The organism is Aquaspirillum sp. LM1 (assembly GCF_002002905.1).
In the GTDB taxonomy this organism is placed as follows: domain Bacteria; phylum Pseudomonadota; class Gammaproteobacteria; order Burkholderiales; family Aquaspirillaceae; genus Rivihabitans.
The window spans coordinates 30,340-44,984 of record NZ_CP019509.1 but is presented as its reverse complement, the minus strand read 5'-3'; the positions used below and the strand labels follow the sequence as shown (position 1 = coordinate 44,984).

Here is a 14,645-nt window from a genome sequence, read left to right as displayed (position 1 = left end):
TTTTTTGACCGACGGATTTCCCCCGGCCCCTTTCCCCTGACTGGAGACTGACCATGAAAAAGCAACTCGCCGCCCTGCTGTTCGCCCTTGCCGCTGCCACCCCGGCGCTGGCTGCCCCGGCCACCTACACCGTGGACACCACCCACACCTTCCCGCGTTTTTCCTACAGCCATTTTGGCTATTCCACCCAGCTGTCGCGCTTTGACAGCACCAGCGGCAAGGTTGTGTTCGACGCTGCGGCCAAAACCGGTTCGGTGGATATCGTGATCGACGCCAAGTCGGTGAACACCGGCTACGCCACCTTCAACGAGCATATCCAGGGCGAAGATTTCCTCGATACCGCCAAGTACCCGACCGCTACGTTCAAATCGACCAAGGTGGTTTTCAAGGGCGACAAGCCGGCCAGGATTGAAGGCAACCTGACGCTGAAAGGCGTGACCAAGCCGGTAACCCTGACGGTGACCTCGTTCCAGTCGATGCCGCACCCGATGCTGAAAAAGCCGGCGATTGGTGCCAACGCCTTTACCGTGGTCAAGCGCTCTGACTTTGGCGCTGGCAAGTACGCGCCGTATGTGGGCGACGAAGTGCGCATTGATATCGCCCTGGAAGCCATTGGCGAGTAAGCGCCGCTCTCCACCGCCTGCTGGCCGGGTTGCGCCCCTGAGCGCCCGGCCAGACAGGCACACGCCCCAGCGGACTTCCATCCGCTGGGGCGTGATCACGTGCAACGCGCATACGCGCAGTCAGGCGTCAGCTGATCCGCTCGATATTGGCCCCCACGCCGGCCAGCTTTTGTTCAATATGCTCGTAGCCGCGATCCAGATGGTAAATCCGGTCAACCAGGGTTACGCCATCCGCCACCAGGCCGGCAATCACCAGGCTGGCCGAGGCACGCAGGTCGGTGGCCATCACCGTGGCACCAGACAGGCGTGGCACGCCGGTAATCATCGCGGTATTGCCTTCGGTGTCGATGCGCGCACCCATGCGGTTAAGCTCGGGCACATGCATGAAACGGTTTTCAAAGATGGTTTCAGTCACCCGGCTGACACCCTCGGCCAGCGCATTCAGCGTCATGAACTGCGCCTGCATGTCGGTGGGAAACGCCGGATAGGGCAGGGTGCGGATATTCACCGCTTTCGGGCGCTGTTTCATGTCCAGCGAAATCCAGTCATCGCCAGCCTCCACCACGCAGCCGGCTTCCACCAGCTTGTCCAGCACCGCTTCCATGCCCTGCGCACTGGCGCGGCGCAGCACCACATGGCCCTGGGTGACGGCGGCGGCCACCAGAAAGGTGCCGGCTTCAATGCGGTCGGGCATGATGGCGTGCTCGGCACCGTGCAGGCGCTCGACACCTTCAATCACCAGCCGGTCGCTGCCAATGCCGCTGATCCTGGCCCCCATCTTGACCAGGCACTCGGCCAGGTCGGTCACTTCCGGCTCGCGCGCGGCGTTTTCCAGAATGGTGGTGCCCTCGGCCAGAGTGGCGGCCATCAGCAGGTTTTCCGTGCCGGTGACGGTAACCATGTCCATCACCACCCGCGCGCCCTTGAGCTTGCCGCGTGCCTTGACATAGCCGTGCTCGATGGTGATGTCAGCACCCATCGCCGCCAGGCCCTTGATGTGCTGGTCCACGGGCCGGCTGCCAATGGCGCAGCCACCGGGCAGCGACACGCTGGCTTCGCCAAAGCGCGCCAGCGTCGGGCCGAGCACCAGAATCGACGCACGCATGGTTTTTACCAGGTCATATGGCGCTTCCAGGGTGTGGATGTCGCTGGCGGTGAGTTCGTATTCGTGGACATTGTCGGTCATCACCCGCGCGCCCATGCCCTGCAACAGCTTTTGCGTGGTCAGCACGTCGCGCAGTTGCGGCACATTGGTCAGCCGCAGGGTGTCGGCGGTCAGCAGGCTGGCGCACAGGATGGGCAGCGCTGCGTTTTTGGCCCCCGACACGATAATGTCGCCATTCAGCGGGCCGTTACCGACAATTTTCAGTTTTTCCATGACTCAATTCAGCCTTGTGAAGATAAGTGTGGCTTGCCGGGCAAGCACGGGCAGCGTGGCAAAACGGGGCGGGCCGGGCCTGCGCCCGTCTGGCCGGCTCAGGCCTTTTGCGCCCATTCTTCCGGCGTCAGCGCCTGAGTGATCGACAGGGCGTGCAGCTCATTGCTGTCCAGCTTGGTCTTGACCACGGCCATCACCATACGGTGGCGTTCGATCAGCCGCTTGCCGGCAAAGTCTGGCGACACAATCACGGCAAAAAAGTGCTGGCCATCGCCTTCCACGTCCAGATGGGTGCAGTGCAGCTCGGCGGTCAAGAATTGTTTTACGTGTTCAGGAGTCAACATAATCAAAGGCTTTCAATGTCTGAGTTTGTAACCGGTGTGCAACAGCCGCAGGGCAATCGCCGACAGCAGCGCCAGGCAGGCACTGACCACCGCCAGGCTCAGCAGCGGCGGCGCGTCGGACTGGCCAAAAAAGCCGTAACGGAAACCGTCAATCATATAAAACACCGGGTTGGCGTGCGACAGCGCCAGCCAGAACGGCGGCAGGGTGTGAATCGAATAAAACACCCCGGACAGGAAAGTCAGCGGCATGATCAAAAAGTTCTGGAACGCGGCCAGCTGGTCAAATTTATCCGCCCAGATGCCGGCAATCAGCCCCAGCGTGGCCAGCACGCCGCAGCCCAGGCCGGCAAAGGCCAGCGCCCACAGCGGATGAACCAGCGGCGGCACGTCAAACCACAGGGTGACCAGAAACACCCCGGCCCCCACCACCAGCCCGCGCACAATCGCCGCCAGCACATACGCGGCAAAAAACTCCAGATGCGACAAGGGCGGCAGCAGCAAAAACACGATATTGCCGGTGATTTTCGACTGGATCAGGCTGGATGAGCTGTTGGCAAAGGCGTTTTGCAGCATCGACATCATCACCAGGCCGGGAATCAAAAACGCGGTATAGCCCACCCCAGGAAACACATCCACATGGCGGGCCAGCGCGTGGGAAAAAATCATCAGGTACAGCATCGCGGTCAGCACTGGCGCTGCCACGGTCTGGAAGGCCACCCGCCAGAAGCGCAGGATTTCCTTGTAAAACAGGGTAAAAAAGCCATTCATCGCACGGACTCCCCTCGGTGCATGCGCTCGACAAACACATGTTCCAGGTCGATTTCCACCACTTCAAAGTCGCGCACCGTGCTGCCGGCAGCATGAATCTGCCCCAGCACCTCGCCCAGCTGGTTGATGTCGGGCAGGCGCAGCCACACCCGGCTGCCCTCGGCGCGCAGCTGCAGCGGGGCCAACGCCGGCGGCAGGCCCGCCGGGCTCAGGCGCAGCATGATGTCACGGCTGCTGCCGCCCCGGCCCAGCAGGGTGTCCTTGTCTTCCAGCGCAATCACCCGCCCGGCCTTGAGCATGGCAATGCGGTTGCACAGGGTTTCGGCTTCTTCCAGATAATGGGTGGTCAGCACAATGGTGTGGCCGGCGCGGTTGAGCTCCTGGATAAACACCCACAGGCTCTGGCGCAGCTCCACATCCACCCCGGCGGTGGGCTCGTCCAGCACAATCACCGGCGGACGGTGCACCAGCGCCTGCGCCACCATCACTCGCCGTTTCATTCCGCCAGACAAGGTGCGCATATTGGCGTTGGCCTTGCTGGTCAGCCCCAGCTTGGCCAGGATTTCGTCAATCCAGTCGTCGTTGCGCTTCAGGCCAAAATAGCCGGACTGAAACACCAGCGACTCGCGCACGGTAAAGAAGGGATCAAACACCAGTTCCTGCGGCACCACCCCCAGCGCGCGGCGCGCGGCGCGGTAGTCATGCTGCACATCGTGGCCCATGATGCGCACATGGCCGCTGTCGGGCCGGGTCAACCCGGCCATGCAGGAAATCAGCGTGGTTTTGCCTGCCCCGTTGGGGCCGAGCAGGGCAAAGAATTCGCCAGCCTGGACGGCCAGCGAGACATCGTCGAGCGCTGTCAGCGCGCCAAAGCGTTTGCTGACGGCATGGATATCAAGGGCAATGGACATTGACGCGGCGGCAAAAGGGATGAGTTTACCGGAAATTGACCGCCTTCCCCACCTCTCGCTGACGCACACCGCCGCAAGGCCGGGAAAGCGGCCTCCCGGCGGCGGCCTCCAGCCGGCTCAGTCCAGCGTCACCACCACCGGGGTATGGTCGGAGGGGCGTTCGTTCTTGCGCGGGGCGCGGTCGATCACGCAGGCACTGGCGCGTGCCAGCACCGGCGGGGAGAGCAGGATATGGTCGATGCGCAGGCCCAGATTGCGGCGGAACATGGCCGCGCGATAATCCCACCAGCTGTATAAACCGGCGTCCGGGTGAAACTGGCGGAAGCTGTCGGCCAGGCCCATCGCCACCAGCCGCTGAAATGCCGCGCGTTCGGGCACCGAGCACAGCACTTTGTCGGCCCAGGCCGGCGGGTCGTAGACATCGCGGTCGTCCGGGGCAATATTGAAGTCGCCCAGCAGCGCCAGGCTGGGGTAACGGGCCAGGCTGTCGGCCAGATAGGCTTCCAGCTTGCCCAGCCATTCCAGCTTGTATGCGTACTTGTCCGAGCCGACCGCCTCGCCATTGACGAAATATGCGCACACCACGCGCAGCTCGCCAAAACTGGCGGCAATCACCCGGCGCTGCGGGTCGTCGTAGCCGGGAATATCCTTGACCACTTCGCTGGCGGTCAGCGTATCGCGGTAAACAATGGCCACGCCGTTATAGGTTTTTTGCCCGGCAAATTCGGCGCGATAGCCCGCGGCGGCCAGTTCGGCCAGCGGAAAGGCGTGGTCTTCCTGCTTGAGTTCCTGCAGGCACAGCACATCTACCGGATTGGCGGCGAGCCAGTCCAGCACCTGTGGCAGGCGGACTTTCAGGGAGTTGACGTTCCAGGTGGCAAGTTGCATGGCGGTTCCTTCCAGATGCTACCGCCTCTCAACGTGCGGCTGGCGCATTATGCCAGACGTTTGGCCCCTGGCGGCGGACAGGCAGCCAGTGCAACGGCAGTGGGCGATTCGGCAGGTGGGCGACGGACAAAACCTGTCGCAGGGGCTGGGCTGCTGGCAACTGGCAGCGGGGCGCGCAAAAAGCGCGGAAACGACGAGGCGGAAACCGGTTTCATGACATCTCCCGGGAGCGATGCGAATTGTATGATTCAGCCAGAAATTGCCTGGCGGCGTCAAGTGCGACGCGTGTTATCTGTCTGACATGCCGCTGATTTTGCGGCATTTTACGCCACAGCGAGACCATGGCTCGGCGCTTAGCGGGCAACAGAAGGCCACTCGCCGCCACGATAGCTCCACTGCGGGGTAATGAACACCACCACCAGCGAAACCAGCGCCAGGGCAATGCTGGCGTAAAACAGCCCACTGGCTTCGACCAGACGCTGCGGGTAGATTTTCCACGCTGCCCCCAGGCCAATGGCGTTGCCGCCAGCCGCCAGCAGCGTGGTGGCCAGATCGTGAAAGCGGCGGGCTTTATTGGCGCTAGACGACCATTGCGGTTCGGTGTTGTAGCTGGGCAGGCTCAGGTGGGCGTCTTCCAGCTTTTCCAGCTTGGCCAGAAAGGTGCGCAGATTGGTGATGGCGCGTTCGGCCTTGTAGTTCAGCAGCGCCAGACACATCGATGCCACCGGAAACCCCAGAATCAGCCATTCCACTGGCGGCGTGGGGTTGCCCGGTGCCGGGCGCAGCGCCACCAGCGCGGCCAGCAGGCTGACTACCAGGGTAACGTACAGCGCCAGCGCCTGCTGGCGCTGGATGATGCGTGCGTTGACTTCCTGGTAGGCGGCGATAAAGCGGTAATTGGCATCAACAAAGTTTTTCGACATGGGTCTCCGACAGCAAGAAAAAGGTAGGAACAGCCGGGTCAGGTTCTGAACCGCTGCACCAGCGCGTCCAGCTGCTGCCCCAGCTGGCGCAGGCGCTGGGTTTCCGCGCTGGCTTCGCTGATTTGCTGGTCGGTGTGCTGGCTCATCTGGTTGATATGCTCGATATGGCTGCTGATATCCTGGCTGGCAGCGGATTGTTCTTCGGTGGCGCGGGCAATGTCACGGATGCGGGTGACCATATTGCTCATGGTGTCATGGATGCCGGCAATTGATTCGGCGGTGTCTTCCGAGTGCGCCACGCCGCTGCTGATGCGCCCCAGCGCGGTGTGCATGCCCTGGCTGGCGGCGTGCATTTCCTGCTGGATGGTCTGGATCATGCTGGCAATTTCCAGCGTGGCGCTACCGGTGCGTTCGGCCAGCTTGCGCACTTCATCGGCCACCACGGCAAAGCCCCGGCCCTGCTCGCCGGCGCGGGCGGCTTCAATCGCGGCATTCAGCGCCAGCAGGTTGGTCTGGTCGGCAATATCGCGGATCACCCCGACAATGCTGGCAATCTGTTCAGAGCGGGTGCTCAGGCCTTGCAGGGTGCCGGACAACGCTTCCACCGCGCTGGCTGCCTGACGAATTTCGCCGGCGGTGTCCTGCACCAGTTCGGCCAGCTGATTGGACAGCTCGCCAGTGTCTTCAGCCGCGTGGGCGGCCAGTTGGGCACCATCGGCAATCTGGCCAATGCTGCTGGTCACCTGCTCGACAGTGGCGGCAGTGGAGCGGGCCGCGTCGGCCTGCTGGCGGGTGTTGCCCGCCACGGCGTCAGTGGTGTCGCCCAGCCGGATCAGGCTGGTTTCCAGCGTGGCGGCGTGCTGCTTTACTTCGGCAAACATGTCGCGCAGCTTGTCCATGAACTGGTTGAACGCCACCGAGGTGCGGCCAATTTCGTCGGCGCTGTTCACCGGCAGGCGGCGGGTCAGGTCGCCTTCGCCTTGCGACAGGGTTTCCATGGTGTCGGCCAGATTCACCAGCGGGCGGGTCAGCCAGCCCAGCAGCAGGGCGCTGAGCAGCAGGGTGGCCAGGCAGGCGGCAGTGCCCAGCAGCAGCGCGGCATTGCGGGCGCTGTCGGCATTAACCAGCAGCTGGCTGCGCTCGACGCTGACGCGCAGCGCCCACGGCGTCATGCCGTCGTGCACCTTGATCGGGGTAAAGAAGTGCATCATGCCGTTATCGTCGCTCATCTGCCACGGCTTGCCGGCCTTGATGGCCTCCAGCGCCTCCGCTGGTAGCTCGTCCTTGGCGGGTTTGCCCACCTTGTCGCCCTGCGGATGCACCAGCCACTGGCCACTGCCGGACAGCAGGCTGAGATAGCCGGTTTCGTAAGGTTTCACCTTGGCCATTTCGGCAGCCAGCTCATTCAGGGCAATGTCCACCCCCACCACGCCGGAGAAGGTAATCCCGGTCATGACTGGGGCCACAATCGAAGTCATCATCACCGGCTTGCCGTTAACCGGGTACAGATAAGGTTCGATCACCTGTAGCGAGCCGGTTTGCTTGGGCAGCAGGTAATAATCACCAGCGCCGGGCTTGTCGTAGTCCACCAGCGGCTCAACGCTGATGCCCTGGGCGTCGCGGTGCCAGTAAGGCACAAAGCGGCCACTGGCATCGTAAGCGGGTTTTTGCCCGGCAAATTCACTGTCGCGGCCATCCAGCGCGTCCGGCTCCCAGCCGGTCCACACGGCCAGCAGGCCAGGATGGTTTTCCAGCTGGCGGGCCAGAATCTTGTTGAGCATGTCGCGGTTGACAGTATGGCTGCGGCGCAGGGTTTCAAAGGTGGAGGCCAGCGTCAGCGTGGTGCTCAGGCCATCGTGCAGGGTGTTGTTGATCGACGCCGACAGCACGGCGGCCTGCAACTGGGCATTTTGCACGCCTTGTTCCAGGTCGTGCTGACGGGTGGCCCAGCTGTTGTAGCCCACCACGATGGCAAAGCCGGTCAGCATCAGGATGATGAAAGGCAGCAGAATTTTGGCGCGCAAGCTGAGTGTGTGCAGCATGAAGTGTCTCCCCTGTAGAGGCCTTGCGGCGGCCTCCGCCGCGCCATCGGCGCGAGCGTTCCGGTTTTAATCTGTGTGTGCGCCACGGACTGCATGGCCCGTGGTCATATGGAAAGCGGCGCACCGCTTTCTGGTGTCCGACATCGCAGCAAGCCGCCCTCTGTTTCGGCCCGATCCACGTGTCAGCGGATTATGTCTGTATATGCCCCATGCATTGCCCGGCACCCGCCATGGCCCCGGTCATGCTCCGCCGGATCGCGGCAGAGTCATTGCGCCTGGCTTGCCGCAGGGTAGGACAAGTCATTGATTTATCAGCCCAGGCTGGCGCTTTCCGTGGGCGAATGGCCTATATTGGCTGGCACAGGATGGGGACACATGCCGGTCAGCATAGGCGATTTGCCGTGAAACTACCATCGCTGGCTGCATGCCGGCGTATGTGCTGCGCGGCTGCCAGCATGGCCGGATCAGGCCGAAATCAGGATTGGGCTTAGCAAGAATGGGGCCGGACTCAGGGGCCGCTGGCTAGTAGCCAGTCACGTTGAAACACGATGGCTCACGTTCCACGACGAACCACTCGCCGCGCCCCACCGCGTCATTCCCGCGCAGGCGGGAATCCAGGCGTGTCCACAGCGTACAGCGGGGTGAGCGCTCATCAGCGCTACCTGCGCCATGCCCACCCCGCACGCTGTGGCGCGGTCTGGGTTCCCGCCTTCGCGGGAACGACACCTGAGGTGAAACTCATGCCGAAAGCGCTAATCGCCTGTCAGTCGATTCAGATCATGGTGACTGGCTACTAGCCCGGCAGTGCTTTCACCCTGGCATCGGGCAGCTGCGCTTCCAGCCGCTCGCACAGCGTGCGCAGCACCTTGATCCGTGCATAGTATTTATTATTGGCTTCCACCAGTGTCCAGGGCGCGGTCTGGGTGCTGGTGCGGTCGATCATGTCGCATACGGCATCTTTGTACGCCAGCCATTTTTCCCGGTTGCGCCAGTCTTCTTCGGTAATCTTGAAGCGTTTGAAGCCGGTCTGTTCGCGGGCCTGAAAGCGTTTGAGCTGCTCGTCGTGGCTGATGGCCAGCCAGAACTTCACCAGCACCACGCCGGCATCGGCCAGTTGGTGCTCAAAGTCGTTGATCTCACCGTAAGCGCGCAGCCATTCGTGTTCGCGGGCAAAGCCTTCAATCCGCTCCACCAGCACCCGGCCATACCATGAGCGGTCGAATACGGTCACGCCACCATGACGGGGAATCTCGCGCCAGAAGCGCCACAACCAGGGCATGGCCCGTTCGTCTTCCGAGGGCGCGGCAATCGGCACAATCCGGTAGCGACGCGCGTCCAGTGCGGCAGTCACCCGGCGAATCGCCCCGCCCTTGCCGGCGGCGTCATTGCCTTCGAACACCACCACCAGCGCGCGTTGGGCAAAGTCCGGGTGGCGGGTCAGCCGGCTGAGCCGGCCCTGCAGCGCATCCAGTTCGCGGCGATAGTCGGCCTTGGCCAGCGGCTGGTCCAGCTGCAGGGTGTCGAGCAGTTGCAGGCCGTCCAGCGGCGGTAACAGTGGCGGTGCTTCGGCACGGCTGTGGGTTTGCGGGCCGGCGTCCAGCCGGGCGCGCAGCGCCTGCAGGATGACATGGCCAACGGTGAGGTGGCGGTAGTTTTCGTCTTCACCTTCCACAATCACCCACGGCGCTTCGCCGGTGCTGGTGCGACGCAGAATATGTTCGGCGTGGTGACGGATGCTGGCGTATTGCTTGTAGTGCCGCCAGTCCTGGGCGCGCACCCGCCAGCGGGTGGCCGGATCCTTGGCCAGTGCCTTGAGCCGGTATTTTTGCTTGCTGCGCGACAAATGCAGCCACAGCTTGATGATCAGCGCGCCTTCGGCCACCAGTTGACGCTCAAAGCGCAGCACTTCGCTGAGCATGTGCGCGGCGGTTTCGCCATCCAGCCGACCATTCACCCGGCCAAACAGGATGTCGGAATACCACGAACCATACATCAGCCCGATACGCCCCTTGGGCGGCAAGGCTTTCCAGTACCGCCACAGCCAGGGCCGGCCATGCGCGTCATCGCCCACATCGGCAAACGCCGAAGTCTGGGTATTGGTCTGAATCAGCCGGGGATCCAGCCAGGCGGAAATCAGGTTCATGGTTTCACTGCGCCCGGCACCGTCAAAGCCGTTGAGCACAATAATCACCGGAAAATCGCCGCGCTCGCGCAGTTCGTACTGCGCTTCCAGCAGCGCCTCGCGCAGGATGGGGCTTTCTTCACGAAACCGCGCCTTGTCGATGCGATGGCCCAGCTCGGCAGATTCAAACATGATGACCCTTTGATGATGCCCAAAGGCACAGCATAACGTGTTCTGCCGCCAGGGAGGGTGAGGCAGGGTCAAACAGGCATGACGGCAATGTGCAGCTACTTTCCAGTTTGGCCAGCCACCGAACAGTCTGTTGGCAACCCCCGGCCATCGCCCCCAGTCCATGCCTTGCGCCAGGCTGACATATTCCTGTTGTTTTTCAGCGGCACACTGCTTGCCCCAAACAGAATGACTGGCCATCCCCTGCCTGCGGCGTGCCCGGCATGGGCTGTGCTTTACTGCTTTATCCGATTTGCTCGCCAGGCTGCGTGCGGCGTGTCTCCCTTCAGGGCGAGGGCGACGCGCCGGAGCAATGGTGCCCGACAATCCTGTTGGCTGATTTTCAAGGAATTCCCATGTTTTTCCGTCGTACTCCGCGTGAAGAAGACGCTGAACTTGTCAGCCTGCGTCAAGCCCACGCCGCCCTGCTAGATGAAGTGCAACACCTGCGCCAGCGTGACGCCGAAAATACCGAGGCGCTACGCGCCGCCCAGCTGGCCCTGGCCCAGCAGCACGCCTGCCTGAAGCCTTTGCAGGCATTCGGGCAAAGCTTTATTGATTTGCAAACCTCCATGGCACAGATGGCCGACGAACTGCAGGCCGAAACCGACATGACCCGCGAAGCGGTGCATTCGGTGGATCGCAGCACCCAGGCGGTGGATCGACTGGTTGGTCATTTTGATGAAATTGTCAGCCGGCAAACTCACACCGCCACAGGCATTCAGGTACTGAGCGCCACCACCGGCAAAATTGACAGTTTTGTCCAGTTGATCAAGGAAATTGCCGACCAGACCAATCTGCTGGCGCTCAACGCCGCCATTGAAGCCGCCCGCGCCGGCGAGCAGGGCCGAGGATTTGCCGTAGTCGCCGACGAAGTGCGCAAGCTGGCCGAACGCACTACCCAGGCCACAAGCGAGATTGCCAGCCTGGTCAGCCAGGTGCAGCGGGACACTCAGGTGGCTGGCCAGGAGGTGATGGCCGCTGCCGAGATGGCTCAGCGCCACCAGGCCGATGGCCGCGACAATGTGGCCAGCATTCATGCCCTGTTGGGCTTGACGCAAAAAATGACCGGAGCGATTGAAGCGGTGTCGGATTCCAGTTTTCTGGAAGTAGCGCGGCTGGACCATCTGGTGCTCAAGCTGGAAGTCTACAAGGCCTGCCTGGGAGTAAGCAGCAAGGCGGCACACAGCCTGCCCGACCATCACGGCTGCCGGCTGGGCAGATGGTATGACCAAGGGCGTGGCCGGCAGTTTTTTTCCGGTCATCCGCACTACAAGCACATCGAACGGCCTCACGCCGCCGTCCACGACCACGCCCGCCAGGCGCTGGTAGCGCGTGAAGCGGGCCAGCCTGAGCCAATGGAGCAGGCGCTGCTGCGTATGGAAGCGGCCAGTGTAGAAGTGATGCAGCTGTTGTCCGAGCTGGAAGACAGCACCCGGCAGGGGCAGGTGCGCGCTCACGCCAGCTGCGCTTAAGCACCGCCACACGCCATGCCTGGCGTTGTGGTGCTGCCTTGGCATACTTCTGGCAATGTCTGCGGCCACAGCTGCTCGCTGGGTTTTGTAAGCGCTGCTAAAACGCCAGCGACGTTTCCAGCACTTCCACCACCATGCCTTCTTCCAGCAACCCTTCATTGCGGGCGGCCAGGTTCTGGCCAAAGCGCACGCCGTCGTCAAACTGGCGGGTGCGCATCAGCGTGTGCAGCGGCTCCTGATCGGCAGCGGCAATGCCGGTGGCCGGGTCTACCGTGGTCAGGATGCAGCGGGTGCATGGCTTGACCACGTCAAACACCACCGGGCCAATGCGGATCACCGTCCAGTCATCTTCTTCGTAAGGTGCGCTGCCGGCAATCACCAGGTTGGGGCGGAAGTGACGCATGCTCACCGGGCGGGCCAGTTGCTGGTTCAGGTCGGCCAGCGAGCCCTCGCCAATCAGCAAAAACGGAAAACCATCGGCAAACCCCAGCGGCGCGGGCTGGGTCACCTGCTGGCGCGCCGGTTGTTCGCCAATAAACAGCAACTGACACGCCAGCCCCAGATACTGGCTGAACCAGGCGTCCACCTGCGCATCGCCGTGCCACGCAGTGAAACCGTCTCCCCACACCTCGGTGGCCACGGGCTGGGTGTACACCGCGCTGATGGCCGCACGCAGCGGCTGGCCAGGCGCGTGCAGCAGCAGCGCGCCAGGAATCGGCGTCACCCGTACCTGGGTGAGCAGCGGATGGCTGCGCGCGGTAATGAACTGGCCTTCTGGCGTGGCCAGCATCCAGCTGCGGTCCCCCAGCAGACCGGCCTGAGCGGCAAACGCACGGGCATGGCGCACGCCACGGGCAGATTTCAGGGGGTGAACATAGAGGCTGGCAAGCCGCATATAATTCTTTCGCATAATACAATGGCACGATCTATCAAAAAATGGCATATTCCCATGGCTGTGACTCAAGTCCAGGGTCAAATAACCGACATCAAGCACACGCTGTTACTTGATGAATAGGCCCGGGTCAATCCGTCTTTACGACAGGTTTGGACAGAAAATCCCGTCGCAGACTGACCCAAGCCGGATTTTTTCGGCTACAGTAACACCACATAACCATAACGATATCATAACGACAAGGCAGCACAGCACCACAGCGGACGCGCCGCCAGCATGGGGGAACATGCTCGACGCAGGCCATTCCGGCGCATCACGCCGAAGCATCCGTTGTTCTTCTGACTTCAAAATCCTGGGGTGTATTTCATGTTGGATAAAATGTCGATGCGCGCGCGCCTGACCGCCATGGTCGTGCTCGCTCTGATGGGGTTTCTGTTTGTCGGAGCGGTTTCACTGTATGCGCAACGGCGCGACACGCTGGAAAGTCGCAAGGAAAAGATTCAGAACATCGTCCAGACTGGCCTGGGCATTGTGAAGCACTACGAAAACCTGGCCACCCAGGGCAAGCTGCCGCAGGCCGAAGCGCAACGTCAGGCCAAGGAAGTGCTGGCGGCCATGCGCTTTGGCACTGACGATTACATGACCATTCTGGACAAGGATCTGGTGTTTCTCATGCACCCGATCAAGCCGGCGCTGAATGGCAAATCCCTCTACGCAGTCAACGACCCCAAGGGCAACAAGCTGGGCGAAATGTTTGCCGCCGCGCTGCGCAACGGCAATGGCAAGGGCGGTTTTGCCGAATATGTCTGGGAAAAGAACAAGGACGTGGGCATCGTTGGCAAGGTGTCGTTTCTGGACACCTCGCCCGTCTGGAACTGGTCGATTGTCACCGGGGTGTATCTGGATGACGTGGACGCGGCCTTTCGCGTGCAGCTGACCCAGCTGCTGATGGCCGGCGGGGTGGTGCTGATTGTCATGTGGGTTGCCAGCGAGCTGATCAAGCGCAGTGTGCTGCGCCAGCTGGGCGGCGAACCGGCCTACGCGGCGGAAGTGGTGCACACCATTGCCTCGGGCGACCTCACCCGTCAGGTGGCGGCCAGCGGTGGCCAGAATAGCCTGCTGGGTGCCATTGCCGGCATGCAGCGCGATCTGCACCAGCTGATTGGCGGCATCAGCGGCAACGCCGACTCGCTCACCCAGATGGCCCAGTCGCTGGCCAGCCACGCCGGAGATGTCACCGCCGTATCCGATTCGCAAAGCAGCTCGGCGTCGGCCATGGCCGCCTCGATTGAAGAAATGACCGCCAGCATCTCGCATATTGCCGACAGCGCGGGGGCCGCGCGGGATGTCTCCGCCGAATCCGGCAAATTGTCTGCCGAAGGTGCCAAGGTGATTGCCGACGCGGTGGACGAAATGCGCCGGATTCACGATGCCGTGAGCGACACTTCCATGGCAATTACCGACCTGGCTGGCAAGACCGAAACCATTTCCAGCATCATGAACGTCATCAAGGAAGTGGCCGACCAGACCAACCTGCTGGCCTTGAACGCGGCGATTGAAGCCGCCCGCGCCGGCGAGCAGGGCCGTGGCTTTGCCGTGGTGGCCGATGAAGTGCGCAAGCTGGCTGAACGCACCTCGTCCGCCACGGAAGAAATTGCCCGGATGATTGCCGACATCAAGGAAAGCTCGGGTCAGTCGCAGGAAACCATGGACGAAGCGATGAACCGGGTGAACCACGGCCTGGCGCTGGCCGAGCAAGGCGGCGAATCGATTGGCCGCATCCGCCAGAGCGCCGAGCGGGTGGTGCATGTGGTCAATGAAATTTCCCAGGCACTGAAAGAACAGAGCATTGCCAGCAACGACATTGCGCTGAATGTGGAGCGGATTGCGCAAAGCGCCTCGGGCAACGCCCAAGCGGCGCGTCAGGTGGCGCAGGCCAGCTCGTCGATGCGCGACCTGACCAGCGACCTGCACCACGCCGTGCATCGCTTCTCGGTGTAACCGCCGGCAGGGTCGGTCACCCCACCGGGGCGACCGACCCTTGCCAGGAT

13 protein-coding genes and 1 pseudogene are annotated in these 14,645 nt (G+C 62.4%); 4 read left to right on the top strand and 10 right to left on the bottom strand.

The annotated features are described in order from the left end of the window. Positions 1-53: 53 nt before the first annotated feature. Positions 54-623, top strand: a complete 570-nt coding sequence (locus BXU06_RS00175) for a YceI family protein (protein WP_077295944.1) — start codon at positions 54-56, stop codon at positions 621-623. Between the two features lie 127 nt (positions 624-750). Here the strand turns inward: BXU06_RS00175 and murA are convergent, their stop codons facing one another. From murA to pap, 9 genes are all read right to left on the bottom strand, one after another. Further along, positions 751-2,001, bottom strand: coding sequence for a UDP-N-acetylglucosamine 1-carboxyvinyltransferase (gene murA / locus BXU06_RS00170; protein ID WP_077295943.1), 1,251 nt, complete (start codon positions 1,999-2,001; stop codon positions 751-753). A gap of 98 nt (positions 2,002-2,099) precedes the next feature. After that, positions 2,100-2,345, bottom strand: coding sequence for a BolA family protein (locus tag BXU06_RS00165; RefSeq protein ID WP_077295942.1), 246 nt, complete (start codon positions 2,343-2,345; stop codon positions 2,100-2,102). A 12-nt stretch (positions 2,346-2,357) separates the two neighbouring features. Further along, a complete protein-coding gene (locus tag BXU06_RS00160) occupies positions 2,358-3,113 on the bottom strand; it encodes an ABC transporter permease (RefSeq protein ID WP_077295941.1) in 756 nt (251 codons plus the stop codon). Next, on the bottom strand, positions 3,110-4,024 hold the full coding sequence (locus BXU06_RS00155; protein ID WP_077295940.1) for an ABC transporter ATP-binding protein: 915 nt from the start codon (positions 4,022-4,024) through the stop codon (positions 3,110-3,112). Before BXU06_RS00155 ends, BXU06_RS00160 begins: the two co-directional genes overlap by 4 nt. Positions 4,025-4,141: 117 nt before the next feature. Next, positions 4,142-4,912: an exodeoxyribonuclease III gene (gene xth / locus BXU06_RS00150; RefSeq protein WP_077295939.1), complete on the bottom strand. Its 771-nt coding sequence runs from the start codon at positions 4,910-4,912 to the stop codon at positions 4,142-4,144. 47 nt (positions 4,913-4,959) lie between these two features. Next, positions 4,960-5,127: a hypothetical protein gene (locus BXU06_RS17620; RefSeq protein ID WP_171982063.1), complete on the bottom strand. Its 168-nt coding sequence runs from the start codon at positions 5,125-5,127 to the stop codon at positions 4,960-4,962. 138 nt (positions 5,128-5,265) lie between these two features. After that, positions 5,266-5,835, bottom strand: coding sequence for a hypothetical protein (locus tag BXU06_RS00145; protein WP_077295938.1), 570 nt, complete (start codon positions 5,833-5,835; stop codon positions 5,266-5,268). 38 nt (positions 5,836-5,873) lie between these two features. Then, positions 5,874-7,877, bottom strand: a complete 2,004-nt coding sequence (locus BXU06_RS00140) for a methyl-accepting chemotaxis protein (RefSeq protein WP_077295937.1) — start codon at positions 7,875-7,877, stop codon at positions 5,874-5,876. Between the two features lie 793 nt (positions 7,878-8,670). Beyond that, positions 8,671-10,191, bottom strand: a complete 1,521-nt coding sequence (gene pap / locus BXU06_RS00135; RefSeq protein ID WP_077295936.1) for a polyphosphate:AMP phosphotransferase — start codon at positions 10,189-10,191, stop codon at positions 8,671-8,673. 260 nt (positions 10,192-10,451) lie between these two features. Here pap and BXU06_RS18560 point away from each other — a divergent pair. Further along, positions 10,452-11,258: pseudogene (locus BXU06_RS18560) on the top strand (methyl-accepting chemotaxis protein); the annotation flags it as partial. 33 nt (positions 11,259-11,291) lie between these two features. Continuing rightward, complete coding sequence (locus BXU06_RS18555; RefSeq protein ID WP_253189586.1) at positions 11,292-11,702, top strand: CZB domain-containing protein; 411 nt, start codon at positions 11,292-11,294, stop codon at positions 11,700-11,702. 97 nt (positions 11,703-11,799) lie between these two features. On the opposite strand, the gene BXU06_RS00125 is transcribed toward BXU06_RS18555, so the two are convergent. After that, a complete protein-coding gene (locus BXU06_RS00125; protein ID WP_077295934.1) occupies positions 11,800-12,597 on the bottom strand; it encodes an MOSC domain-containing protein in 798 nt (265 codons plus the stop codon). Positions 12,598-12,960: 363 nt separating this feature from the next. On the opposite strand from BXU06_RS00125, the gene BXU06_RS00120 reads away from it, so the two are divergent. Next, positions 12,961-14,595 carry a methyl-accepting chemotaxis protein gene (locus BXU06_RS00120; protein WP_077295933.1) on the top strand — a complete coding sequence of 545 codons (1,635 nt, stop codon included), beginning with the start codon at positions 12,961-12,963 and terminating at the stop codon, positions 14,593-14,595. The last annotated feature ends 50 nt before the right edge of the window (positions 14,596-14,645 follow it).